This is a genomic window from Brooklawnia sp., assembly GCF_032229645.1.
Classification (GTDB): domain Bacteria; phylum Actinomycetota; class Actinomycetes; order Propionibacteriales; family Propionibacteriaceae; genus Brooklawnia.
This window is the reverse complement of sequence record NZ_JAVTWX010000124.1, coordinates 1-25128: the sequence shown is the minus strand read 5'-3', so window position 1 is coordinate 25128 and position 25128 is coordinate 1. Positions and strand designations below refer to the sequence as shown.

The following is a 25128-nucleotide window of genomic DNA, read 5'->3' as shown; positions in this document are numbered from 1 at the left end:
CGGCAACCACCACCACGCGTGATTCCGTGACCTCTCCGCGGCCCGGAATCACGCGGTTGTCCAGCTGGTGAACTCGGCTCCGTTGTCGGGTTTGACCTGTCTTGCCTAGTCAGAGATTTTTATTACGAGGCGGGGTGAAAAATCGGCGACCCCGGTGTTCCGCTGAAAAGTAGCTAAGGCTATCCTGATCACGCTTAATCATCCTGATCAGAAAGTCGACGTGAACACTTTGGCGACACGCTCGTGGCTGTCCTCACCTTGGACGCGGGTACTCCTGCTGCTCTGCTGCCTGGGTGCGATCTTCCCGATGCTGACCAACGCGTCGGCGCATGCCGACGAGACCGACTGGACCAAGGTCGGCGACCAGATGTCCAGCGTCATCGAGCAGATCCCCGGCCAATACGAGGCCCAGGATCAGGAGGGCGTCGAGCGTTCCATCCGGCAGGCGTACTACGAGATCTATCAGGTCACTGGCCTCGAGGCCCAGATCAATCACCGGCTGGGCGATGAGCGCGCCGACGCCTTCGTCGCGCAGCTGCTCTCGATTCGCCAGCTCACCAGGGACGGCGCCCCGCAGGTCGACGTCGACCAGGCCGTGGGCACCACCTTGCAGATGCTGAGCGCCGACATCGACGAGATGATCGGCACCCCCGAACTCAGTGACCAGTGGACACGAGTCGGGGCGCGCATCATCGAGAAGCTGAACGACGCGAAGGCTGCATACCGGGCAGGTGACCACGACGCGGCCGCCAACGCCGCACGCGACGCCTATCTGGCTCACTACGAGGCCGACGGCCTCGAGAAGGCCTCCATCTCGTATCTGGGGCAGGCGCGGGTCAGCCAGCTGGAGACGCTGTTCACTCAGCTGCGTCAGGACGGCAAGGCAGGCGCGGTGTCGGTCGACGAGTACGACGCGACCGCCGACGACCTGGCGGCCAAGATCACCGAGGACGCCAAGCAGATCGACGAGCTCACCTCGAAGACCGAACTCGGCTGGAGCGGCTTCTTCGCGGCCTTCCTGATCCTGCTGCGCGAAGGCGCCGAGGCTCTGCTGGTGGTCGCCGCCGTCGTCACCTATGCGAAGAAGGCCGGCCGCAAGGACCAACTGGTGGGCATCTTGGTGGGTGTCGTCGGCGCGCTGGTCGTGTCCGCTGCGCTTGCCCTGTTGTTCACCAGGCTGACCAGTTCGGCCACCACCGGACTCAGCCAGGAGCTGCTGGAAGGCATCACCGGCCTGCTCGCCGTCATCATGCTGATCTGGGTGTCCCAGTGGATCCACTCCAAGTCGCATGCCTCCGACTGGCAGGCCTATATCAAGAAGTCTGCGGGCGCCTCGGTGGCGTCGGGTGGAGTCTTCGCCCTAGCCTCGGTGGCTTTCCTCGCCGTGCTGCGAGAGGGTGCCGAGACGATCCTCTTCTTCTCGCCGATCCTGGCCGGCGCGCGCACCGGAGGAGACTACGCGAAGATCTGGATGGGCGTCGGCGCTGCGGTCGTCGTGCTGGCCATCCTCTTCCTGCTGGTCTGGGTCTTCGGCCTGAGGTTGCCGATCGGTCAGTTCTTCAGGGCGATGTCGATCTTGCTCGGCGTGCTGGCGGTCACCATTGCCGGCGGCGCCATCAAGGAGTTCCAGGACGCCACCTTGATCTCCGCCACCCCCGTGCCCGGAGTCCCGCAGATCACGTTGCTGGGCGTGTATCCAACCGTGGAGACCTTGCTCGTCCAGCTCATTGTCGCCGCCATCGTGGTGGCCCTTGGCGTCGTCCAATCCCGGAAAGCCAAGTCAGACAGGCAGCCGGAGGCCGTCCAGGCCTCCGCTGTCAACGCAGAATAAGTGAAAGGAAACCGAAGGTGAACAAGAAGCCCCTGGCCTTCATCGCCGCGATCGGCCTGGCGTTCTCGCTGGCCGCCTGCGGCGGCGATAGCACCAGTTCCAGCTCCAGCAGCAGCGCGGATGATGCAACTGCCGCGAGCACCGCGGAGCAGACCAAGGACACTGCCGGCATCAATGAACTGCCCGTCGGCGATTCCGGCCCCCAGACCAACGATGCCCTGACCGTCGATCTGGTCTACTTCCAGGCCGTCGACATGGAGCACGGCACCATGGCCATGCCGGCCGCCTCCGAATCCGATATGCACTTCGAGGTCGATGTCGCGACCAACGAGAAGGCCACCGAGTGGGGCTACGAGGCCGACCAGTTCCTGCCGTACCTCGACGTCACCGCCGTTGCCACCAACAAGGACACCGGTGCTGTCGAAGATCTGGGCACCATGATGCCGATGATCGCCTCCGACGGCCCGCATTACGGCAACAACATCAAACTGGCTCCCGGCAACTACGACGTGGTCGTCACGATCGCCTCGCCGGCCGACCAGTTCATGCTGCACACCGGCAAGGACTCCTCGGGTGTCAAGGGCCGCTTCTGGACCGAGCCGCTGACCTTCGAGTTCCAGAACTGGCAATGGGACGGCCAGCTCATCTGATCAAGTCTTGTGCGGATAGCTCCGGGAGCCGTCACCCCGGTGCCGGGCTATCCGCACGGTCGCTTAGGCTAACCTTCCGGGTGAAAATCTCGGAGTGGCCGCGGTGTCGTCCGCATTGAGTGGACGCAGCCGAAGCCCAACAACCGAAAGGTGGATCGGACACCAGACCATGCTGGAACTGTTCGTCATATCGATTCAAAGCGCACTGCCGCTATGCCTGGCGGTTTCGATTCTGCTCGCCGCCCGGGCATATTCGCCGCGGCAGCGCCGCACGCTGGCGCGCATCACCTGGATCGTCGCTGCGACAGGTCTGGTCATCGCCGCGCTCATCGCCTGGCTGCGCCTCAACACCACCCACATCAACGTGCCGACATTCAACGCGATCGTCGGCCCCCTCACCCTTCTTGCCGTCATCGTCTTCTTGGTAGCGGTCTGGATCTTCCGCGACCGCGATCTGCATGACATCGACCAGGGCTGGCACCATCGTTTCCTGACCGTCACGGCGTTGGCCGCACTGCTGGCGACGTCGGTCTTCTACGGATTCACCTACTTCTTCAACATCGACGCCATCGTCCCGATGGGTTCGAGCTTCGCCGAAACCCAGAGCCTGCTGCGGCTCGCCGGCTATGCGCTCGGTACCGTGCTGGTCATCATCGCGTCGTGGGGGTACGTGGTTTCCGCGGCCAGAGTGCCGTGGTATGTGCGCACCGCGATCACCACGATCGTGTTCATAGCGATGATCGGCCCGCGCGCGGTGCTGCTCTACCAGCAGTTCGCCGCCCGGCGGATGGTACCCAAGAGCAACACCATCTTCGACTGGGTGCTGTGGATCCAGGCGCATGAGGCGACCACCCAACTCTGGCTGGCCATTCTGATCGCGGTTCCCGGCGTCGTCGCGGTATGGACGCATCCCCGCGGCAAGCTGGTCAATCCCGCCCAGGTACGGCTGCACAAGGCCGATCAGATCTCCCGTCGCAAGTTCCTGGCGCTATCGGTCATCGGCGGGGCGGTCTTTGCCGCGACCCTGACCGAAGGCAAACGGCGGGCCGAATACGTGCCCGAGCTATCGCCGATCGAACCGTCCGCGCTAGAAGGAGAATCCGTCACGGTCTCGCGCGAACTGGTCAGCGATGGCCACCTGCACCGTTTCGCCTACCAGGCGTCCGACAACACCGAGGTGCGGTTCCTCGCCATCAAGAAGAACGAGGTCGCCTTCGGAACAGGCCTGGATGCCTGCGAGATCTGCGGTCCCTCCGGCTATTACGAAGACAAGGGCAAGGTCATCTGCGCCCGTTGCGGAGTCATGATGAATATTCAGACCATCGGTTTCGAAGGTGGCTGCAATCCCATTCCGATCGCCTATCAAGTGACGGCCGACAAACTGAGTTTCTCGGTGGCCGAACTTGAAGGCCATGCCTCGGTCTTCAAGAAGTAGCGGCAGATGTTCTTCTGGCGAATGATCGGCCGCGCACTTCGGCGTCAGGTGAGCAAGCGCCTGATGATCGCGGCCACCATCATGCTCGGCTCCTGCCTGACCACATCCATGCTGGCCGTCATGCTGGACGTCAGCGACAAGGTGCAAGCCGAGTTGGGGTCGTTCGGTGCGAATATCCAGGTACTGCCGCAAGGCGCGTCGATCGTCTCGGACATGTACGAGGTCGATTCGTCCGCGAGCACCGGTTCGCTGCGCGAGGACGAACTGCCCAATCTCAAGACGATCTTCTGGGCGCACAACATCGAAGACTTCGCGCCGTTCCTGAACGTCACCGCCACCTCCGGTGGCCAGGCCGTGCCCGTCGTGGGAACCTGGTTCGACCACTCCATGACCGCCACCACCGGCGAGCAGGTGGTCACCGGCATCGACAACCTGCGCGACTGGTGGCAGATCACCGGCTCCTGGGCCAGCGGCGACGACCAGGTGATGGCGGGTTCCAGACTGGCGTCCCAGTTCGGCTGGCAGCCCGGCGATACCGTGACCTTGGCCACCGAGAACGGTGAGGTGCAGGCGAGCATCGCGGGCGTCTTCCAATCGGGCTCCGACGAGGATAAACAGCTCTTCGTCCCGCTGGCGATGGCTCAACAGCTGGCCGCGCGTCCCGGTGAGGTCGGACGCGTTGAGGTTCGCGCGATCACGACTCCGAACAATGAGCTCGCCGAGCGGGCGGCCCGAGACCCTTCGACCTTGTCGATCGACGAATGGGAGACCTGGTACTGCACCGCCTATGTCAGCTCGATCGCGTACCAGATCGACGAGGCGATGAGCAACGCGGCAGCCAAGCCGGTGCGCCAGGTTGCCGACACCGAGGGCGTCATCCTCGGTAAGACCCAGTTGATCATGTCGGTGGTGGCGATCTTCGCGATGGTCGCAGCAGCCCTGGGCATCGCGAACCTGGTGACCGCGTCGGTGATGGAACGCTCGAAAGAAGTCGGGCTGATGAAGGCGCTCGGCGCCCGCAACAAATCCATCGTCGGCCTGATACTGACCGAGACGTTCGCCGTCGCTTTGATCGGCGGGCTGGCCGGTTTCGGGCTGGGTATCGGGTTGGCCCAACTGGTCGGGCACCTGGTCTTCGGCTCGGGCATCACCATCCGGCCGATCGTCGCGCCGCTGATGGCGCTGGTGATTCTGCTCACGGTCGTCGTCGGCTGCCTGCCATCGATGAGATATCTGCTGAGGCTTCAGCCGGCTCAGGTGCTGCACGGGAGGTGATGAGATGAACAACCATCGCAAGATGTACCTGCGGATGATCACCCAGTCGTTCTGGCACCGTGTGTCGCGGGTCATCATCGCGTCGCTGTCGATCGCGGTCGGCGCGGCCACGCTGGCGGGACTCGGGCTGGTCGCCTATACGGTGCCCGCCCAGATGAGCAAGGAGCTGCGTTCCTACGGCGCCAACTTCGTGATTGTCCCCGATGGCTCGCAGGCACTGACAACCGGCCAGTTGACGGCGGCGGACGATATCGTCGGCGGCTCGGCCTTGGGGCGGGCGCCCTATCAGTACACGAACCTGCTCTTTAACCAGCAGGGCCTGACCGTGATGGGCACCATGCTGGACGACGCGAAGGCGGTTCGTCCGTACTGGGAGATCGACGGCGACTTGCCCACCGGACCCGACCAGATCCTGGTGGGAGAGAACGTCGCCGAGACCTACCGCTTCGCCGTCGGGAAGAAGGTCGGACTGACCGAACCGACCACCGCGGACGGTACCGCGAAGCAGCTGACCGTCAGCGGCATCCTGCGCACCGGTGGCGCCGAGGACGATCTGATCGTGATGAGTCTGGAAACCCTGGCCGAGTTCACCGGCGGGACGAACGAGTTCAACATCATCGAGTATTCGGTGGACGGTGACCAAGTCAGGCTGAATTCGCTGGTGGAAGACGTGAATAGCAGCGGGCAGGGCATGGAGGCCGAGGTCGTGCGCCGGATCAGCCAGACCGAGACCGGCATCGCCCAGACCCTGCAGACCCTGATCTGGATCGTCAGCATCATCATCGTCTTGCTCACGTTGATCTCGATCACTGCGACCTTGAATGCGGTGGTCTCGGAGCGCGCCCGCGAGATCGGCCTGAAGAAGGCTCTCGGTGCCCTGGCCAGGGACGTCATGGGCGAGTTCGTCGGTGAGTCGATGCTGCTCGGCCTGATCGGCGGTGCCGTCGGCGCCGCGGCCGGCATCTGGATCGCCAACTTCATCTCGATGCGGGCCTTCGCCGTGCAATTGGACGTCAACTGGTGGGTCGTGCCGATCACCCTGATCTTCTCGGTGATCATCGCGCTGGTGGGCAGCCTGCTGCCGGCTCGCCGGATCTCGAAGATCAATCCCGTCGATGTGTTAGGTGGAGAGTGACGATGACCCAGACTTCGTGGCAGCCGGGGAACGCCCCGAGCGGCACCGAGCCGATCTATTCGGTGCAGCAGGTCAGCCGCCGCTACGGCGACCTGGCCGCTCTCGACAACGTCAGCTTGGAGATCGCCGCCGGCGAGTGGCTCTCGATCGTCGGGCCGTCCGGATCCGGTAAGTCCACTTTGATGAACATCCTCGGCTGCATGGACAGCCCCACCGACGGAATCGTGCTGCTCGAGGGCGAACGGCTCGACAAGATGGGCGAACCCGAGCTGGCCAATGTGCGGCGCAAGAAGATCGGGCTGGTCTTCCAGCAGTTCCACCTGGTCCAGCACCTGACGGCCGTCGAGAACGTGATGCTCGCGCAGTATTACCACTCGATTCCCGATGAGCAGGAAGCCTTGGACGCCCTCAAACGCGTCGGGATGGCCGAGCGGGCCACGCATCTGCCGCGCGAGCTTTCGGGTGGCGAGCAGCAGCGAGTCTGCGTGGCCCGCGCGCTGATCAACCATCCGGATGTCATCCTGGCCGACGAGCCGACGGGCAACCTCGACGAGGTCAACGAGAAGATCGTCATCGACTTCTTCCACCAGTTGCACGATGCCGGCACGACGCTGATCGTGGTCACCCACGACGCCGAGGTCGCCGCCCAGGGGCAGCGGCAGATCATTCTCGAACACGGCCGGATCGCGCGCGAGGTCACCGATGTGGCGAGCACCCCGACCAAGGGCAAGCAGAACAGGCAGGACTGACGATGCGCAAGTGTGATGCCGGTTTGATGCTGGCCGGATTGGTGGGCACTTTAGTGCTGAGCGGCTGCGGCGGGTCGTCCGCGGTGGCGAGCTCGTTGCCCGACGGCGACTACTCCGGGCAAAGCGAAGCCGAATCCGACGGCTCCTACGGTGTGGTGAACTTCACTGTCTCCAGCGGATCCGTGACTGCGGCCGACTTCGTCATCTACGACGCCGACGGCACTGCCCACGACGAGAACTACGGGCTCGGTTCGGATGGAAAGCCGGCCGACCAGCAGTTCTATCAGCGGGCCCAGAATGCGGTCGCGGCCGAGAAACAGTATGTGAGTGAGTTCGAGGAAACCGGCGATCAGAGCCAGGTGGAGTCGGTGGCCGGCGCGTCGCTGTCGTACCGGCTGTTCAGAGCTGCCGTCGACGACGCGATAACGAATGCGTCCTAGCGGTTCGACGGGAGCCGCCGGCCGCGCGGGTGCGACTTTCACCTTCCGCACGATGGGCACCCTCGGGTACGCATCGTGGAGCCCCTCGGGACTCGACATCGGTCATCTGCTCGCCGCGCGCGCGGACGAGATCGACCATCGGCTGACCCGTTTTCGTGACGACTCGGAGATCTGCCGATTGAGCGACTCTTGGCGCCCGGTCTCAGCGGACGCGGCTGCGGTGCTCGGGGCAGCCGCCGGCCTTCAGGACGCGACCTCGGGATATTTCACACCGTTGCTAGGCGTGCAGGCACGCGCCTGGGATCAGCTGGCGACCGGATTCTTGGCTGCCGTGCCTGAGGTGACCGGCGCTGCGGGTCGCGTCGAGGTCGCCGTTTGCGCATTGGGCGCCCGGGCCCGTCTGGTGGACGCTGCTGTCGGCTCGGTCGACCTGGGGGCGATCGCCAAGGGCTATGCCGCCGATCAGTTGCGTGACCTGGCGGTGGCGCTGGGGGCCAGTGACGTGCTGATGTCGCTCGGCGGTTCGTCAATGGCCGTCGCGGGTGCCCCGGCGACGATCGGCCTGGCCAGTCCGTGGCAGGGCCGGGAGAGTTTCGGGACGCTCCAGTTGGCGAGCGGATCGCTGTCGGTCTCGGCGGACCCCGGGACCACCATTCATCCCGGACGACAGCGCAGCCACGTGCTCGACCCCGCGACCGGTGCACCCGCGATGACCGATCTGAGCCAGGTGGTGGTCTGCGGGCCCGACGGGATGGTCTGCGAGGCCTTCTCGACGGCCTTCTTGGCGATGGGCCTGGACGATGCGCTGCTGTGCGACCAGGACCACCCCGAATTCGACACGATCTTCATGACCACCGACGGCCGGGTGCTCGCCAGCCCTGGGCTGAGCGTCAAGGCCAGCCCCGGCGTCCAGGACTGGCTCGCTATGCAAAGCCCGCAACGCGCTTGAGCGCTCCCCAGCTGGCCCGCGCGGGCCGGTGGGGAGCCCTGGAGGCGAACTGGGGAGCACTGGAGCGTGTTGGCGGCGACTAGCATTGATTCATGGCTAACAACGTCGTGACTTGCCCCACCTGCGGGACACGCAACAGAGTGCCGGCGGTCGCGTCCGGGACACCCAACTGCGCTCAGTGCAAGAAACCCCTGCCATGGATCACAGCTGCCGACGACGAGACCTTCGATGCCGTCGCGGACAGCTCGAAGACCACCGTGCTGGTCGATCTGTGGGCGCCGTGGTGCGGTCCCTGCCGCAAAGTCGGCCCGGTCCTGGAGCAGGCGGCCGCCGAGCACGCAGGCAGGCTCAAGCTCGTCAAGGTCAACGTCGACAACTCTCCGGAGCTCGCGCAGCGCTTCGAAGCGAGCTCTATTCCGACGATGCTGATGATGCGTAAGGGCGCGACGGTGGCCCGTCAGGTCGGTGCGCCGTCGGCGGCCGCATTGAAGACCTGGGTTCGCAATAACCTCGGCTAACCGCCCGCCGGTCTGGCTAATCTGAGAACCGAGCGGTGATTCCCAAGGAGGGGTTCCATGACGACCAGAGCAGCTGCCGTTGCCGGATTCTTCTACCCCGCCGATCCACACGCATTGGCGTCGATGGTCGATCAACTTCTGGACGACGCGCGTCCCGATGAACTGGCTCGTCCGCCCAAGGCACTGATCAGCCCGCACGCGGGCTTCATCTATTCCGGCACCATCGCGGCGTTGGGCTATGCATCGCTACAGGCCGACGCGCATCCGGTCACCAGGGTCGTGGTGGCCGGACCGGCCCACCGCGTCGGCATCCGCGGCATCGCCCTTCCCGGCGCCGATGCGATGGCCACCCCACTGGGTGAGATCCCGATCGATGGCCACGCCCGCGACACGATTGCGTCGATGCCGGGCGTGGTCACGCGCGCGGATGTACACGCCGACGAACACAGTGTCGAGGTGCAGCTGCCCTTCTTGCAGAGACTGCTCGGGGAGTTCACCGTGGTGCCGTTGGTGGTCGGCGATGTCGATGCCGCCACGGTCGCCGACGTGCTTACCGCCTGCTGGGGCGGGCCGGAGACCCTGATCGTGATCAGTTCGGATCTGTCCCACTATCACGGCTACGCCGAGGCGAAACGACTGGACGCCGAGACGATCGCCACCATCTTGGCGTGCCGGCCCGAGATCAGCACGCACCGTGCCTGCGGCGCCCGCCCGATCAACGGGCTGCTGGAAGTCGCCCAGCAGCGCACGCTGCGGCCGACCCTGCTGGGCGCATGCAATTCGGGCGACACCGCGGGTGATCGCGGACGAGTGGTCGGCTATGCGTCCATCGCCTGGCACGAGGACTAGCCGGTGCCGTTACCCGATGATGCCGGGCAGATTCTGCTGCCCTTGGCCCGCTCGGCCATCGCCGGGCGGCTGAAGCAGCCCGCACCCAACGTCGGTGAGGCCGGCTGGTTGGACGACGAGGCGGCCAGCTTCGTCACATTGACCATCGCAGGTCGGCTGCGCGGTTGCATCGGCACTCTGATCGCCTATCGCGCGCTCCGCGACGACGTGACCGCGAACGCCGTGGCCGCGGCATTTCGCGATCCCCGATTCGCTGCGCTCAGTGCTGCCGAGTATCCGGGGATCGAGGTGGAGGTCTCGGTGCTGAGTGTGCCCGAACCGATGGCCTTCAGCAGCCGGGCGGACGCACTCGCCCAGCTGCGTCCGGGTATCGACGGGCTGATCTTGACCAGCGGCCGCCATCGCGCCACCTTCCTACCGCAGGTCTGGGAGCAACTCGGTGCGCCGGACGACTTCGTCCGGGCGCTGCTGCGCAAGGCCGGGCTGTCACCGGACCACTGGGGCGATGACATCGAACTCGAGCGCTACCAGGTGCAGGCCTGGGCCGAGCGCGCCAGCGACAGCCGCCCCTGACCCCCTGGATCGGATTAGAGGCGATGCGCAAGAATAGAAGAAGACGACCCACCGAATCTCTGTCACGAGAGGGGGCCGAACCGAATGGGCGAGAAAGCCAGATACTGGCACACCTGCGAGGACGGCCGCGTCCAATGCGATCTCTGTCCCAGGGCCTGCCGGTTACGCCCAGGTCAGCGTGGGTTTTGTTTCGTCCGTGCCAATCAGGACGGCCAGCTGGTCTTGACGACCTACGGGCGTTCGTCCGGTTTCTGCATCGATCCGGTGGAGAAGAAGCCGCTCAATCACTTTCTGCCCGGCACTCAGGTCTTCAGCTTCGGCACCGCCGGATGCAATCTGGCCTGCAAGTTCTGCCAGAACTGGGAGATCAGCACCTCGCGCGAGATGAGCCTGCTCGCCGATGCCGCCGGCCCGGAGCAGATCGCCCGCACCGCGGCCGAGTGGGACTGCTCGGCGGTGGCCTTCACGTACAACGACCCGGTGATCTTCGCCGAATACGCCATCGACACCGCGACGGCCTGCCGCGAGCTGGGCCTGGCCTCCATTGCGGTGACCGCGGGCTACGTGAATCCCGAAGCCAGACGCGACTTCTTCGCCGTCATGGATGCTGCCAACATCGACCTCAAGGGATTCTCGGACAGCTTCTACCAGCAGATCACCGGCGCTCGACTGCGGCCGGTGCTCGACACGATCTGCTATGCGGTGCATGAGACCGATGTGTGGGTCGAACTGACCACGCTGCTGATTCCCGGATTCAACGATGCGTCCAGTGATCTGCGAGCGATGTGCCGGTGGATCGCCAATGAGTTGGGCCCCGACGTTCCGCTGCATTTCACCGCCTTCCATCCCGACAACCGGATGCGCGATCTGCCGCGGACCCCGACGCGCACGTTGGATCGCGCGCGGGCGCTGGCGCTGGAGACCGGCCTGCACTACGTCTACACCGGCAACGTGGACGATCCGGACGGCCAGACGACCTATTGCCCGAACTGCACGAGCCCGGTGATCAGACGTGACCGCTTCACCGTCGAGTCGTATGACATCGACAGCCAAGGACGATGCGGCGTCTGTGGCTCCCTGATCGCCGGCCGTTTTGGGGACGGGTCCCGGGTCAATCGTTCGTTTCGGATGCCGCGCCGGGTGGCGATGGGCTGAACGCCGCGTTCGCTGCTGGACTGGTCGGTTAGGGTGGAGCGATGAGTGAAAAGCCACTGATCGATCCGCCGGCCGGACCGGCCCCCAGCGAACTCCAGGTCATCGACGAACTCGTCGGAGATGGCGCCGAGGCCACCCGCGGCGCCACGGTGCTCGTCGACTATGTCGGCGTCGGTTTCGACTCGGGCGAGGAATTCGACGCGTCCTACAACCGCGGCGAGCCGCTCGCCTTCCGGCTGGGCGTCGGCCAGGTCATCAAGGGCTGGGACGACGGGGTGCTCGGCATGAAGGTCGGCGGACGTCGCAGGCTGGAGATTCCCGCCCATCTCGCTTACGGACCCCGTGGGGTGCCCGGTGTCATCGGCCCCAACGAGGCCTTGATCTTCGTCTGCGAACTGCGCGGTGTTCGTTAGGGCTTGTGCTACTGCGGTGCGGTGACGTCGGCGCCGGGGTCGTCGGGTAGTAGCCAGGTGGCCCGTTTGGTCTTCAGCCGAACCCCGGACGCCGCCGGATCGTCCGTCGTTCCTTCGGCCAGCCAATGTGCGCGGGCTTCGTCGAGCAGCCGCCCGGGCAGTCGTCCGGCTGCGTTGACCACCCGCCACCACGGAGTGTCCGCGGCATCGATCGCCATGATGCGCCCGACCTGACGAGGCCCGGTCTCGACGAGTTCGGCGATGTCGCCGTAGGTGGCGACGGTGCCTGGCGGTATTCGCCGGACCACCTGACGGATGTGTTCTGCCAGCTCGGTGGGCCCACTCGGATCGTCCATGAGTTCGATGCTGCCATAGGTCCGGGTTCTGTCAGGGGCCTGTGCTTGACTGGATCCTATGGTTAGACGACTCGCTGTACTGATCGGGGTGCTCGTGCTGGTCGCGGGTTGCGCATCGTCGCAACCGCAACCGTCCGGATCCGGTGAAACCGCCGTGACCAGCCAATCGGCCACCTCCACGCCCACCCCGACACCGACTCCCAAACCTCAGTTGCCCGGCGGAGGACGCCAGCTGCTGCCCGCTCATCGCCTCTGCGGCTACGTCGGATACCCCGGAGCCCTGGGCCAGGGCAGGCTCGGCATCGGCGAGATCGACGAGCGGATGACCGAACTTCACGAGACGTGCGCCGCATACGCCACCGATCGGACGATCATGCCGGTGATGGAGCTCATCGCTGTCACCGTGCAGCCCTTCCCCGGGCCGGACGGCATGTGGCGAGAGCGGATCGACCCCGCCGTGATCGATGAGTGGCTGGCGGTGGCCCGCGAACACGGGGCGATCCTGCTGCTCGACATCCAGCCCGGCCAATCCCGATTCCTCGACGAACTGCGGGTGCTGGAGCGCTATCTGGTGCAGCCGGATGTGGGTGTGGCCCTCGATCCGGAGTGGGCGATGGGTCCCGGTCAGGTGCCGATGCAGAGCTTCGGATCGACCTCCGGGGAGGAACTCGATGAGGTGGCCGGCTATCTTTCCGATCTCGTGGTCGCCAATGACCTGCCGGACAAGGCCATGGTCTATCACATCCTGCATCCCACGATCATCAGCAACGAGGCTGCACTGCAGCCGCATCCCGGCGTGGTGCTGATCAAGAGTGTGGACGGTATTGGCGCCCCGCCCGACAAGATCTCCACCTACGAGCAGGTCAGCGCCGGTGTCCCGCCGGGTGTGCAGATGGGGTTCAAGCTGTTCTATGAAGAAGACGTGGAGGCCTCCGGTGTGCTGATGTCACCGGAGGCGGTGCTCGCCTTGGTGCCGGTACCTGACTACGTGCTCTACGAGTAGCAACGGTGGTGGATACCAGGTCGGGGAAGAGCTGAGAAGGCCCCGCTGGCGAGCAGGGGTGCTCTCGCCAGCGGGGCAATGGACGACGTCGATTGACGACGGCTACTTTTCAACTAGTTCGATGAGGAACCCATCCGGATCTTGGATGAGCATCGAGGTCTGCTGCAGTTCGGGCATGAACACCGGCATCGAGACGATGCTTCCGCCCAGCGCGATGATGCGCGGCCGCAACTCATTGGCGTCCGGTACCTGCCAGGCCAGGTGATGTGCAGCGGGCAGCCCAGGTGCCGAGAGAGGTTGGCCCGCGGCACCGGCCTGGTAGGCGATCAGCTCGAGAAGTACTTCGGTGCCGCTATCGAGGTACTGAATCGTGTGGTCGCTCAGCTCCACCCGGTTGCGCACCTCCAGCCCCAGCAGCGACGAGTAGAACGCGGTTGACCGGTCCAACGAGGCGACCACCAGGGCCGCGTGATCGAGGCGCGAGTTCTTCGATGTCATCTGCGGATTAGTCATAGAGGAGGATCGAGATCTGCTCGTCATTGATGTTGCTCTTGTCGTACCAGTGCGAGCCGGTGTCCACATCGGCCACGGCATCGCCATTGGCCGCCGCGACGGCCAGCGTCACCGCTTGATAGCCCATCTGGTAGGGGTCCTGGGTCACCGAGCCGAGGAACGCTCCCGATGCCACGGCGGCCTTCTGTGAAGCGCCGGCGTCGAAGCCGACGACGGCGATGTCCTTATACTTGCCGGATTCCCGGTTCAGTTCGGTGGCATCACCGGTGGCGCTGATGACGGCATTGACCGCATCCTGATTCGCGGCGAACAATGAGACCAGGCCATCGGTGGCCAGTACGGTGGTGGCGGCCGCTTGGATGTCTGACTGGCTGGTGGTCGGCGGCACGGTCACCACGATCTTCACCTTGGCCGGACTGCTCGACTGCTTGGTCCACTTCTCCTGACCGGACACGTCAACCGCACCGGACAAGCCGGGCAGCTTCTCAAGTTCGGTGACGGCAGTGTCGACGAAGCCGTTGACGCGCTGCACGATCGAGCCGGAGGTCGAGTCCTGGGCAAGGACACCGATGACGGCCGGATTGTCCGTGGTGCCTTCGAGGAGCTTCTTCTGCACATCGGCGTTGGCGATCAGGTTGGTCGCGACATTGCCGCCTGCCGCCTCGTTGTCGGTGGCTGCGGTTGCGACCACGGCGCCCGACGTGTCGCCCGGAACACCGGAGTCGAAGCCGATGACCGGAATGCCGGCCGACTTGGCTTGTGCGAGGGTGTCTTGGACGGCATTGGGGTCGCTGGCGGCCAGCGCGATTGCTGCCGGCTTCTGGTTCACCGCAGAGGCCAGCTGCTCAACCTGCTGAGGAATGTTGCTTTCGGCATCCGGCCCGTTGGTGGTCAGTTCCACGCCGAGAGCATCGGCCGCGTCCTGGGCGCCTTTGAATGCCGCTTGGTAGAACTGGTTCTGGTAGCTCTTGGAGATGATGATCACCTTCGGCTTGTCGCCGCTGGCGCCCGAGCTGTCGGAGGTGCTGCCGCTGCCTCCGCAGCCGGCAAGCGCGCCCAGCATGACGGCCGCGCTCAGCGCTGCTGCCAGGGTCCTTCTCGTCCTCATTGCATTTCTCCTTGTGGTTGGTTATTTACTAGGTTCTCGTTGGTCTGCATATCGAAGGAACGCAGCGTGGCCCGGTCAGGTCAGGAGCGCTTGAGTCTTCGTGTTCGAATGACGTCGAGTAGTACGGCGAGGATGACCACGACGCCGATCAGCACCTGCTGCCACTGCACAGGAAGCTCCATCGACAGCAGACCGGTCTTCAGAACGCTGATCACGAAGACGCCGATAACGGTGCCCCACAGCGATCCGATGCCCCCGGCCAGCGAGGTGCCACCGATGACCGCGGCGGCGATCGCGTACATCTCCTGGCCGTTGCCGGTCTGCGGAGTGATGGAGCTGAAGGTGGCCGCGTAGATCACGCCGGCCAGGCCAGCGAAGAAGCCGTTCAGGACGTAGACCCAAACCTTCCAGTACGAGACCTTGACGCCCGACAGGGTGACGGCCTCCTCGTTGGACCCAATGGCATAGGTGTAGCGTCCGAGTTTTGTGCGGGTGAGCAGGAACCAGGCGACGATGAAGAAGACGACCAGCCAGATCGCGCCCATAGGCATGCTGCCCCACTTGTAGAGGACGTTCTTGAACATGCCATCGGGGGTACCGAGGCTCGGATAGGTCTGGGTCTGGACCTTTGCCACCACCGAGCACAGGCCCAGTGAGACGAACTGCATGCCAAGGGTGGCGATGAACGGCGGCAGTTTGAGCACGCCGATCAGCAGACCATTCCCCAGCCCGAAGAGCACGCCGGTGAGCAGCACCATCAGCAAGGCCAGCGCGATCGGGAAGTGCCAGACGTTGTAGGCCACACCGCCGACCAGGGCTGCACCGACCATCACGGTTCCGGACGACAGATCAATGCCGCCAGTGATGATGACGAAGGTCATGCCGATGGCCAGGAAACCGATGTAGTAGGACGAGCTCAGAATGCTTAGAAAGGTGTCAGTGCTCAGAAAGTGGTTGCCGAAGATTGCGAAGAAGGCGTAAAGGACGACCAATGCCGCGAGCGCGATGACCTGCTGCATTGCCGGGCCGGACAGGGACGACTTCAGCTTGGTGATTCCTGTGTCACTCATGACTGCTCCTTCGCTTGATGTTGAGTGGCGAGTTCCATGATCTTGACCTGGGTGGCTTCGGCGATGGCGAGTTCGCCGGTCGCTTGGCCTTCGCACATGACGACGATCCGGTCACAGAGATGGAGGATTTCGTTGAGGTCCGATGAGACGAGGATGATCGACTTGCCTTGGGCGGTCAGCCCGCGCATCATCTCGTAGATCTCGGAGCGTGCGCCGATATCGATGCCGCGGGTGGGCTCGTCAAAGATGAGGATCTCGACATCGCGCAGCAGCCATTTCGCCAGAACGACCTTCTGCTGGTTGCCGCCGGAGAGGTTCTTGACGATCTGGCCGACGCTTGGCGTCTTGATGCGCATCGCGTCGACATAGTGCTGCGTTGCCTTGCGGCACTCGGCCTCTCGGACGACGAGTCCGGTCGACAGCGCGTCGTAGGAGGGCAACACGGTGTTGTCGGTCACCGACAGACCGAGCACCAGCCCGTAGCGTTTTCGGTCTTCTGACAGATAGGCGATGCCGGCCTCGATCGCCTCCTTGGGATGGGAGAAGTGCAGCGGCTTGCCATGGACCTCGACGGTGCCGGTTCCCCACGGGTCAGCACCGCACAGGATCTGCATCGTCTCGGTTCGTCCGGCGCCGATCAGGCCGGCGAAGCCGAGGATCTCGCCCTTGCGCAGCTCGAACGAGACGTCATTCACCGAAGCCGAGGACAGATGCTCGGCTCTGAGTACGACCTCGGCGTCTACCGGTACCTCGCTGCGCTCCTTCTGCAAGTTCGTTACCCGACGGCCGACCATCCGCTCGATGATCTCGTCTACGGTGCACGATGCGGTTTCCAGCGTGTCGATATATTCGCCATCGCGCAGCACGGTGACCCGGTCGGTGATCTGCATGATCTCGTTCATGCGATGCGAGATGTAGACCACCGATACGCCGTTGGCGCGCATCTGGTCGATCTTGGCCAGCAGTTCGATGGTCTCGCCCTCGGACAGTGCCGCACTCGGCTCGTCGAGGATGAGCACCTTGGTCTCCGTGAATGACATCGCCCGGGCAATCTCGACCATCTGCGCCTTTCCGACGCTCAGGTCGCGCAGCAGCGCCCGCGGATCGACGCCGATCTCGAACTCGTCGATGAGCGCCTGCGCACGGCGGTTGAGGTCGCGGTCAGAGATCCGGAATGACGAGGATTCCCGGCCGATGAAGATGTTCTGCGCGACCGTGAGGTCGCTCATCATGTTCAACTCCTGATGGACGATCGAGATGCCGGCCTGCTGGGCATCGCTGATCGACCGGAAGTCCACCGGCTTGCCCAGGTATTCGTAGCTACCGCCGAAATCTGGGTAGATGCCGGTCATGATCTTCACGAGAGTTGACTTGCCCGCGCCGTTCTCTCCGACTAGGGCGTGTACCTCACCGGGCCGCAATTCGAGTCGCGCGTTCTTCAATGCCTGCACGCCGGGGAAGGATTTGGAGATCCCCTCCATTCGCAGGCGCAGTTCCTCGGGTTTCATTTTCCCTCCGATTCGGGACGACGATGTCATCGGCTGGCCGAGCACCAAGATATGCGCCCGCTACAGGCGAGGAGTCTGGGTGCCGTCGATGATGACATCGATGTCACTTCTGTCCGTAAGGTTAGGCTTGGACCGTTGGCCTGTCAAGAGGAAAAGGAGACTGCAATCATGGTGATTTCGGCAACGCCGGAGGACGCGGCGGCGTCAATCCGGCGGGCAACGACCATGAAGCAAGTCGCCGCGCTTGCCGGGGTGGGTACGAAGACCGTTTCCCGGGTGATCAACGCTGAGCCCAGGGTCGCCGCCGAGACCGCAGCGAAGGTCTGGGAGGCGATCCGGGTGCTCGACTATCACGTGGATATGCGCGCCGGCAGCCTGCGCCGTGCCGATGGGCGCACCAGGACTCTGGGTTTGCTGGTCAGCAGCGTGGACAACCCATTCGCCGGAGAGATTCATCGGGGGGTCGAAGACATCGCCCGGGCACGGGGCGTGGCTGTCCTCGCAGTCAGCCTGCATGAGGACCCGGCCCGCGAGGCGAGGGCGGTCGAGGATTTCGTCCGGCGTCGGCTCGACGGCATCATTCTGGGCACCACATCGACCGATGTCAGCCATCTGAGCGCAGCCTTGACCCGTGGCATGCCGATGGTCTTCATCGATCGCAGGCCCTTGGGTCTTGCGGTCGACTGCGTGACCAGTGACAACAGAGAGGCCGCCGCGTTGGCAACCCGGCATCTGATCAAGCGCGGGCATCGGCGGATCGCCTTCTTGGCCGAGCGCCCTGCCATCAGAACTGCGGCCGAGCGACATCAGGGATTCCTCGATGCGTTCGGTGAGGCGGGAATCGCCACCGGGGAGGCACAGATCGTCCTCGGGCTGGACGGCGCCCAAGCCGCTGAGCAGGCATTGGGCGCGCTGCTGGACTCCGATCAGCCGCCCACCGCGGTCTTCAGCTCACAGAATCTGATCACCATCGGCGCGTTGAAGGCCTTGCACAGCCGCGGGTTGCAGCATCGTGTCGCGCTGATCAGCTTCGATGACCTGGAATTGGCCGATTTGCTTGATCCGGCGGTCACAGTGATTCGGCAGGATTCCCAGGGCATGGGGCGAGTGGCGGCCGAACGGATGTTCCGCAAGCTTGACGGCGACCAACTGGGGCCGGAGCACATCATCGTGCCCACGCAATTGATCGAGCGCGGCAGCGGTGAGATCGCTCCCGGCGCCAGCTGAGAGGTCAGCGGACCCTCAGCTCAGCGGTACACCGGGCGAGTCTGATCGTCCACCCAATTGAGGTAGTCGGCCGATCCACCGATGATCGGCAGCGCGATGATCTCCGGTGCGTCGTAGATGTGTGCCTCGCGGACGTGTTCGATCAGTTCATCGAGCAGGGCGGTGCGCGTCTTCACGAGTAGCAGGACCTCGTCCTCGTGATGGATCTCGCTCGACCAGCGATAGGTGGAGTCGATAGGCATGGCCTGGACGCAGGCCCCCAGTTGCCGGGCGATCAGGAGGTCCCCGATGCGTTTTGCGAGTTCTTCGTCCGGTGTGGTGATCAGGACCACGCAATAGTCGGTTACCATCGTGTCGACTCCCTCAGGTTCGGCTACGGATCGGATCGGGCTGGAAGCGGCGAATGCGGTTGGCAAGAATGAGTTCGGTGCGACGCCACAGATCGGACGCCAGACCGCGGTCGTCTGCCGTCTTGCTGGTGCGATGAACCGAGCGGTTCGCGTAGTAGCGGTCGGTCGGATAGTTGATGCCAGGCTGGCCCTCGGCGAGCCATACCAGCGTGTCGGCTCCCTTGTCAGGGCTGGTCATCCGAGAACCGAATGCCCGATAGAACCGGCCGATCCGGTCGGTCTGCAAGGTGGACGCGAAACTGGTGCCCACCAGCCCCGGGTGGAAGGCGACCGCCGACAGTCCCTTGGTGCCGTAGCGGGCCGTCAGTTCGTGGATGTGCAGCAGTTGCGCCAGTTTCGCATTGCCGTAGGCGGCCGACGGCGTGAAGCTGCGCTCGGCGTCCAGATCGCCGATGTCGAAGTGCGCGAGCGACGTGTGGGCAACGCTCGAGGTATTGATGATGGTCGCCTTCGAGGCGATCAGGCGGTCGGTCAGCAGCCAGGTGAGGTACCACGGCGCGAGGTAGTTGACCTGGAAGGTGAGTTCGTGGCCGTCGACGGTCTCCGCTCGCTCGTCGTTGAACAGGCCGCCGGCATTGTTGGCGAGCACATCGATCTGCGGGTATTCGGTGAGCAACTCGGCGGCCAGACGCTCGACATCGTCCAACTCGGCGAAGTCGGCCAAGTGATAGGGAGCGTTGATCGGTACCGCGACGGATGAGGCCTTTTCGAGGGAACGCCCGACCACGATCACGCGGTGGCCGTCGGAGCTGAGCCGGCGCGCGGCTGCCGCACCGATGCCGTCGCTGGCGCCGGTGATGACGATCGTCTTCATAGGGCCATCGTAGGTTGGCGATGCCCGGCTAGTCGGGCATGTCGGTGAACCGGCTGAAATGCCCCTGGAAGGAGACCGACACGGTGTCGGTGCGTCCATTGCGGTGCTTGGCGATGATCAGGTCCGCCTCACCCGGACGATTGTCCTTGTCGTAGAGGTCTTCGCGGTGCAGCAGGATGACGATGTCGGCGTCCTGCTCGAGTGAGCCGGATTCGCGTAGGTCGCTCATCATCGGCTTCTTGTCGCCGCGTTGCTCGGGGCCGCGGTTCAGCTGGCTCAGGGCGACCACCGGAATATCGAGTTCCTTGGCCAGCAGCTTGATCTGCCGGCTGAATTCGGAGACCTCCAGCTGACGACTCTCGACCTTCTTGCCCGAACTCATCAGCTGCATGTAGTCGATCACCACGAAACGCAGGTCGTGGCGTTGCTTGAGCCGGCGGGCCTTGGCACGGATCTCCATCATCGTCAGGTTGGGGGAGTCGTCGATGAACAGCGGGGCGTCCTCGAACGACTTCGTCCGGGCCACGATGCGCGACCATTCGTCCTCGCCGAGGCCACCGTTGCGGATCGAATTCAGCATGACGCCCGCCTCGGCCGACAACAATCGCATGACGATCTCGGACTGGCTCATCTCCAGGCTGAAGAAGGCCGTGGTCAGCCTGTGCTTGACGGCCGCCGAGCGAGCGAAGTCCAGTGCCAGCGTCGACTTACCGACCGCAGGGCGGGCCGCGATGATGATCATCTGGCCACCGTGCAGGCCATTGGTCAACTCGTCGAGCTTCACGAATCCGGTAGGGACGCCGGACAGGCCGCCGCCGCGGGCGCCGATCGCCTCGATCTCGTCGTAGGTGGGTTCGAGCAGGTCGCGCAGCGCCTTGTAGTCTTCGGAACGCTTGCCCTCGGAGACCTCGTAGATGGTCTGCTGGGCAACGTCCACGATGTCGGCGACGTCGCCTTGGCCCGCATAGCCGAGCTGGGCGATCTTGATGGACGCGTCCACCAGTCGCCGCAGCACCGCCTTGTCATGCACGATCTGGGCGTAGTAGCCGGCGTTGGCCGCGACCGAGATGGACGAGAGCAGATCGGCCAGGTAGACATGGCCCCCGACCCTGCTCAATTCTCCGCGGCGATCGAGTTCGGCCGCCACGGTGACCGGATCTGCAGGGTCGCCGCGGCCGTAGAGATCGATGATCGCCTGATAGACGAGCTCATGCGCGGGCCGGTAGAAGTCGGCCGGTTTGATTGCCTCCAGGACCTCGGCGATGGCGTCCTTGCTCATCAGCATGGCACCCAGGACGCCCTGTTCGGCGGCGTAATCCTGAGGTGGGGTGCGATCGATGCCCGAAGGCGCAGGGGGCGCTTCGTCGTACATGGTGCCCCCTTCTGATGATGTTCACGGAACACTAGAAGGGTTGGTGCCCGCTGTCAACCAGAGTTATCCACAGGGGCTGTGGATAACTGGTTCAGGCTGTGGAACTCGCCGAGGGTGCAGTGGACAAGACCCGGCATGCGCGGTGGATAGCGTCCGGACTCTGCCCGCGAAGTCCGTGATGACAAGTGGAAACGACTGTCGACCGGGGTTCTTTCTGATTTCTCGGCGTGTCGCGTAAGAAACTCGTCTCGGCCGGTGCGCATGCGTCGGCACGATCGTGCAGGTAGATCTTCGGTGAGCTATCCACAGCAGATCGGAGTTTATCCACTGCCGGTTGGATACAACCAGGCTTTGCCCTGCTGCTGATCAGGTGGGATGATTGGCCGGGGACTCGACCCCACCCACGGCCAGAAAGGAGGTTCGACGATGTCCGCTGAACCTCCTAGTCCCGCGAACTGATTCCGGATTCCCTTTTCCCACGTCCGGCCGCCGACGCCCACAGGCCTCGTTGCGGCCACGGAACAGATCGAGAGCACCATGAGCACCGAGCGTCCCTTCATCACCCGCGAGCCGGCTCCGCGCGCCGACGGCTACGGCTTCCCCATCCCTGCAAGAAAGGCCACGATCGCGCCCGAGCAGGAGCCGCGAACGGTCACCGGCAATGCCATCTATGTCGACGGCAAGCGCGTCGCTAGTCCTGATTCGCTCGCCGAGGCGGCTCGCCAGCTACGGGAGACGCCCGGCTCGATGGCCTGGATAGGGCTCTACCAGCCCGATGCGGACGATCTCATCGAGCTCGGCGAACTCTTCGGACTGCACGAACTGGCCGTCGAGGATGCCATCCAGGCGCACCAGCGCAGCAAGCTCGAACGCTACGACGACACCCTGTTCGTCGTGCTGCGGGCCGCCCGTTACCTCGACGCCAACGAGGAGATCGAATTCGGCGAGCTGCATGTCTTCAGCGGTGAGAACTTCGTGATCACCGTAAGGCACGGCCGTTCACCCGATCTGGGAGTGGTGCGTTTCCGCATGGAGGCCGATCCGCAGATGCTCGCGTTCGGCACGGAGGGAATCGTCTACGCGATCTTGGACGCGGTGGTCGACGGCTACGCTCCGGTACTCGAGGGCCTGGCGAACGATGTCGAGGAGATCGAGGACCAGGTCTTCACCGGCAGCGCAGGCGTCTCGCGGCGCATCTACGAGTTGAGCCAGGAGATCGTGGAGTTCCACGAGGCGGTGCGCCCGCTGCGCGCGATCATCGGTGGTCTGGCCGGTGGCTTCAGCAAGTACGAGGTGGCCGATGACTTGCAAGAATACCTGCGTGATGTCGCCGATCACTCGGCCCGTGCATTGGAGGAGATAGAGGGCTTCCGGACGACACTGCGCGATGTCCTCGCGCTCAACGCTGCGCTGGTCGCCCAGCAACAGAACGAAGAGATGAAGAGTCTTGCCGAGGCGTCCAATGCGCAGAACGAAGATATGAAGAAGATCTCCGCATGGGCCGGCATCTTGTTCGTCCCGACGATGATCACCGGTATCTACGGTATGAACTTCGACATCATGCCAGAGCTGCATCTGGACGCGGGTTACCCCGGGGCACTGGGGCTGATGCTCGTCTCGGCCGCGATCATGTGGTTGGTCTTCCGCCGCAAAGGGTGGATCTGACACGACGGGACTGTTGGACACGGTGTGCCGCAGTCGAGGTGTGGATGCTCGCTGTCCGTGGCGCGAAGCTCGCGACCGCGCAGCGCACGTCGGAGAACGCTGCCCTTCAATACGAAGTCCCCGGTCGAGGCCATGACGGGTGAGTCCCTGCGTGGCCAGGTCGTCGATTCGGACCCGATCAGAAGATCTGGTGCATATTGGCCTTCGTCAGGTCGACCAGTTCATCACCGCGTCCCGACAGCAGGGTGCGCATCGCGTAGAGGGCGAAGCCCTTTGCCTGCTCAAGCTTGACCGACGGCGGGATGGTCAGCTCCTGGCGTTCGGTCACCACATCGATCAGCGCGGGACCGTCGTAGGCGAAAGCCTCGGTCAAGGCGCCGCGCAGCGCGTCGGAGCTGTCGACGTGGAAGCCCTTCATCCCGACAGCCCGCGCGATACCGGCCAGGTCCGGGTTCTCCAGATCGGTCGTCGTGGTCACGAAGCCGCTGGCCTTCATCTCCAGTTCGACGAAGTTCAGCGAGGAGTTGTTGAAGACGACCACCTTCACCGGCAGCTTGTTCTGCACCAGGGTCAGCAGCTCGCCGAGCAGCATTTCGACCCCGCCGTCGCCGGACAGCGCGACAACCTGGCGTCCCGGATAGGCGGAGGCCACACCGACGGCCTGGGGCAGCGCATTGGCCATCGAACCGTGGATGAACGAGCCGATCACCTTGCGCTTGCCGTTCATCTTCAGGTACCGAGCAGCCCAGATCACCGGTGAGCCGACATCGGGGATGAAGACCGCATCATCATCGGCGATCTCATCGATCAGCCTGGCGACATATTGCGGGTGCAGCGGTTGCTTGCCCTTGCGCGGGGTGGCCAGGTCGTCCAGCTTGGCGCGGGTCTTGGCGTAGTGGGTCAGCGATTCCTCGAGATGGCTGCGGTTCTGGTGACGCTGCAGCAACGGCAACAGCGCGTCCACGGTGTCGCCGACATCGCCGACCAGTCCGAGTTCGAGTGGAATCCGGCGTCCGAGATGCTCGCCGCGCAGGTCGATCTGGATCACTTCGGCCTGATCGGGCAGGAACGGGCGATAGGGGAAATCGCTGCCCAGCATGAGAAGGGTGTCGCAGTTCTCCATCGCTCGATAACCGGACGCGAAGCCGAGCAGGCCGGTCATGCCGACATCGAACGGGTTGTCGTATTCGATGAACTGCTTGCTGCGCAGCGTATGGACGATCGGGGCGCCCAACTGGTCGGCCAGCGCGACCACCTGATCGTGAGCGCCCTCGGCACCGGCACCGGCCAGAATGGTCACCTTCTTCGCCTGGTTCAGCAGCCCGGCGGCCTGCCTCAGCTCGTCATCACTCGGCGTGACTCTCGGGGACGAAGCCTTGACCGCGGTGATGGTCTGGTCGACGGCATCCGCGAGAGCGACATCGCCGGGGATCACCACGACGGCCACCCCGCGCTGTGCCAGCGCGGCCTGCATGGCCGTACGCAGCACGCGCGGCATCTGGATGGGATCGGCTGCGTACTCGCAATAGACCGAGCACTCGCGGAAGAGCTCTTGCGGATGGGTCTCCTGGAAGTACCCGGAACCGATCTCGGAAGTCGGGATGTGCGCGGCGATCGCCAGCACCGGCACCCGGGAGCGTTGCGCATCGAAGAGGCCGTTGATCAGGTGCAGGTTGCCCGGACCGCAGCTGCCGACGCAGACCGCGAGCCCGCCGGTTAGCGCAGCTTCCGCGCTGGCGGCGAAGGCCGCGGCCTCCTCGTGGCGCACATGCACCCAGCCAATGCCTGAGTCGCGCAGTGCGTCGGTGAACCCATTGAGCGAATCGCCGGGAATCCCGTAGACGCGCTGCACCCCGCTGGCAGCAAGGGTGTCGACGATGTTCTTGGCTACTGTGACCATTTCTTCTTCCCACGACTGTAGAGACGAGCTCTCACGATGACGGGGGACCAGCCCAGGATCGAGTGCGCGGCTCGCGAGCAGAATGACGTGCTCAGGCCCACCGGCAGCGCGCTGGAAGGACAGCGGATCTCCTTATGGCTAAGGGTATGCTCACTTAGGACCCTCCAGAGAATTACCGCTGCGTGTCGCTTCCTGGATCGGGCGCCTGAT

The 25128-nt window shown here is 64.3% G+C and carries 25 protein-coding genes; 16 read left to right on the top strand and 9 right to left on the bottom strand.

The genetic code is table 11. The features are described from left to right. Positions 1–220: 220 nt before the first annotated feature. From AAFP05_RS09655 to AAFP05_RS09595, 13 genes are all read left to right on the top strand, one after another. A complete protein-coding gene (locus AAFP05_RS09655; RefSeq protein WP_341729652.1) occupies positions 221–1831 on the top strand; it encodes an FTR1 family protein in 1611 nt (536 codons plus the stop codon). A gap of 17 nt (positions 1832–1848) precedes the next feature. Continuing rightward, the gene (locus tag AAFP05_RS09650; RefSeq protein WP_341729651.1) at positions 1849–2481 is read left to right on the top strand and encodes an iron transporter; all 633 of its coding nucleotides are present in this window, start codon (positions 1849–1851) and stop codon (positions 2479–2481) included. Positions 2482–2650: 169 nt separating this feature from the next. After that, positions 2651–3916 carry a DUF2318 domain-containing protein gene (locus tag AAFP05_RS09645; RefSeq protein WP_341729650.1) on the top strand — a complete coding sequence of 422 codons (1266 nt, stop codon included), beginning with the start codon at positions 2651–2653 and terminating at the stop codon, positions 3914–3916. Positions 3917–3922: 6 nt separating this feature from the next. Further along, positions 3923–5191, top strand: coding sequence for an ABC transporter permease (locus tag AAFP05_RS09640; protein ID WP_341729649.1), 1269 nt, complete (start codon positions 3923–3925; stop codon positions 5189–5191). Positions 5192–5195: 4 nt separating this feature from the next. After that, positions 5196–6326: an FtsX-like permease family protein gene (locus AAFP05_RS09635; protein WP_341729648.1), complete on the top strand. Its 1131-nt coding sequence runs from the start codon at positions 5196–5198 to the stop codon at positions 6324–6326. A 2-nt stretch (positions 6327–6328) separates the two neighbouring features. Next, entirely contained in the window at positions 6329–7075 is a 747-nt protein-coding gene (locus AAFP05_RS09630) for an ABC transporter ATP-binding protein (protein WP_341729647.1), read from the top strand. Positions 7076–7077: 2 nt separating this feature from the next. After that, entirely contained in the window at positions 7078–7515 is a 438-nt protein-coding gene (locus AAFP05_RS09625) for an FMN-binding protein (protein ID WP_341729646.1), read from the top strand. A 52-nt stretch (positions 7516–7567) separates the two neighbouring features. Beyond that, a complete protein-coding gene (locus AAFP05_RS09620; RefSeq protein ID WP_341729645.1) occupies positions 7568–8464 on the top strand; it encodes an FAD:protein FMN transferase in 897 nt (298 codons plus the stop codon). Positions 8465–8556: 92 nt separating this feature from the next. Beyond that, on the top strand, positions 8557–8982 hold the full coding sequence (trxA, locus tag AAFP05_RS09615; protein WP_341729644.1) for a thioredoxin: 426 nt from the start codon (positions 8557–8559) through the stop codon (positions 8980–8982). A 57-nt stretch (positions 8983–9039) separates the two neighbouring features. After that, on the top strand, positions 9040–9831 hold the full coding sequence (gene amrB / locus AAFP05_RS09610) for an AmmeMemoRadiSam system protein B (RefSeq protein WP_341729643.1): 792 nt from the start codon (positions 9040–9042) through the stop codon (positions 9829–9831). Between the two features lie 3 nt (positions 9832–9834). Next, on the top strand, positions 9835–10404 hold the full coding sequence (gene amrA, locus AAFP05_RS09605; RefSeq protein WP_341729642.1) for an AmmeMemoRadiSam system protein A: 570 nt from the start codon (positions 9835–9837) through the stop codon (positions 10402–10404). Positions 10405–10488: 84 nt separating this feature from the next. Beyond that, entirely contained in the window at positions 10489–11559 is a 1071-nt protein-coding gene (gene amrS, locus AAFP05_RS09600) for an AmmeMemoRadiSam system radical SAM enzyme (RefSeq protein ID WP_341729641.1), read from the top strand. 41 nt (positions 11560–11600) lie between these two features. Beyond that, positions 11601–11972, top strand: a complete 372-nt coding sequence (locus AAFP05_RS09595) for an FKBP-type peptidyl-prolyl cis-trans isomerase (RefSeq protein WP_341729640.1) — start codon at positions 11601–11603, stop codon at positions 11970–11972. 8 nt (positions 11973–11980) lie between these two features. On the opposite strand, the gene AAFP05_RS09590 is transcribed toward AAFP05_RS09595, so the two are convergent. After that, positions 11981–12328 (bottom strand): MGMT family protein, encoded by a 348-nt coding sequence (locus tag AAFP05_RS09590; RefSeq protein WP_341729639.1) that lies wholly within the window; start codon positions 12326–12328, stop codon positions 11981–11983. A gap of 58 nt (positions 12329–12386) precedes the next feature. Between AAFP05_RS09590 and AAFP05_RS09585 the strand changes: the two genes are divergently transcribed. Further along, positions 12387–13331, top strand: a complete 945-nt coding sequence (locus tag AAFP05_RS09585; RefSeq protein WP_341729638.1) for a hypothetical protein — start codon at positions 12387–12389, stop codon at positions 13329–13331. A 102-nt stretch (positions 13332–13433) separates the two neighbouring features. Here the strand turns inward: AAFP05_RS09585 and AAFP05_RS09580 are convergent, their stop codons facing one another. The 4 genes from AAFP05_RS09580 to AAFP05_RS09565 all read right to left on the bottom strand — a co-directional run bounded on the left by AAFP05_RS09580 (position 13434) and on the right by AAFP05_RS09565 (position 17530). Further along, positions 13434–13829, bottom strand: coding sequence for a VOC family protein (locus AAFP05_RS09580; protein ID WP_341729637.1), 396 nt, complete (start codon positions 13827–13829; stop codon positions 13434–13436). Between the two features lie 7 nt (positions 13830–13836). Next, the gene (locus AAFP05_RS09575; protein ID WP_341729636.1) at positions 13837–14952 is read right to left on the bottom strand and encodes a substrate-binding domain-containing protein; all 1116 of its coding nucleotides are present in this window, start codon (positions 14950–14952) and stop codon (positions 13837–13839) included. An 80-nt stretch (positions 14953–15032) separates the two neighbouring features. After that, positions 15033–16022 carry an ABC transporter permease gene (locus tag AAFP05_RS09570; RefSeq protein WP_341729635.1) on the bottom strand — a complete coding sequence of 330 codons (990 nt, stop codon included), beginning with the start codon at positions 16020–16022 and terminating at the stop codon, positions 15033–15035. Further along, positions 16019–17530 (bottom strand): sugar ABC transporter ATP-binding protein, encoded by a 1512-nt coding sequence (locus AAFP05_RS09565; protein ID WP_341729634.1) that lies wholly within the window; start codon positions 17528–17530, stop codon positions 16019–16021. Before AAFP05_RS09565 ends, AAFP05_RS09570 begins: the two co-directional genes overlap by 4 nt. Positions 17531–17698: 168 nt before the next feature. Between AAFP05_RS09565 and AAFP05_RS09560 the strand changes: the two genes are divergently transcribed. Next, complete coding sequence (locus tag AAFP05_RS09560) at positions 17699–18757, top strand: LacI family DNA-binding transcriptional regulator (RefSeq protein WP_341729633.1); 1059 nt, start codon at positions 17699–17701, stop codon at positions 18755–18757. A 20-nt stretch (positions 18758–18777) separates the two neighbouring features. Here AAFP05_RS09560 and cutA read toward each other — a convergent pair whose 3' ends face one another. The 3 genes from cutA to dnaB are packed head-to-tail and all read right to left on the bottom strand — an operon-like array spanning position 18778 to position 21353. Then, entirely contained in the window at positions 18778–19107 is a 330-nt protein-coding gene (gene cutA / locus AAFP05_RS09555; RefSeq protein WP_341729632.1) for a divalent-cation tolerance protein CutA, read from the bottom strand. Positions 19108–19120: 13 nt separating this feature from the next. Beyond that, positions 19121–19981 carry an SDR family NAD(P)-dependent oxidoreductase gene (locus AAFP05_RS09550; RefSeq protein WP_341729631.1) on the bottom strand — a complete coding sequence of 287 codons (861 nt, stop codon included), beginning with the start codon at positions 19979–19981 and terminating at the stop codon, positions 19121–19123. 28 nt (positions 19982–20009) lie between these two features. Beyond that, entirely contained in the window at positions 20010–21353 is a 1344-nt protein-coding gene (dnaB, locus tag AAFP05_RS09545) for a replicative DNA helicase (protein WP_341729630.1), read from the bottom strand. 537 nt (positions 21354–21890) lie between these two features. Here dnaB and corA point away from each other — a divergent pair. After that, positions 21891–23018: a magnesium/cobalt transporter CorA gene (gene corA, locus AAFP05_RS09540; protein WP_341729629.1), complete on the top strand. Its 1128-nt coding sequence runs from the start codon at positions 21891–21893 to the stop codon at positions 23016–23018. Between the two features lie 178 nt (positions 23019–23196). Here corA and poxB read toward each other — a convergent pair whose 3' ends face one another. Further along, positions 23197–24918, bottom strand: a complete 1722-nt coding sequence (gene poxB / locus AAFP05_RS09535; RefSeq protein WP_341729628.1) for a ubiquinone-dependent pyruvate dehydrogenase — start codon at positions 24916–24918, stop codon at positions 23197–23199. Positions 24919–25128 lie beyond the last annotated feature (210 nt).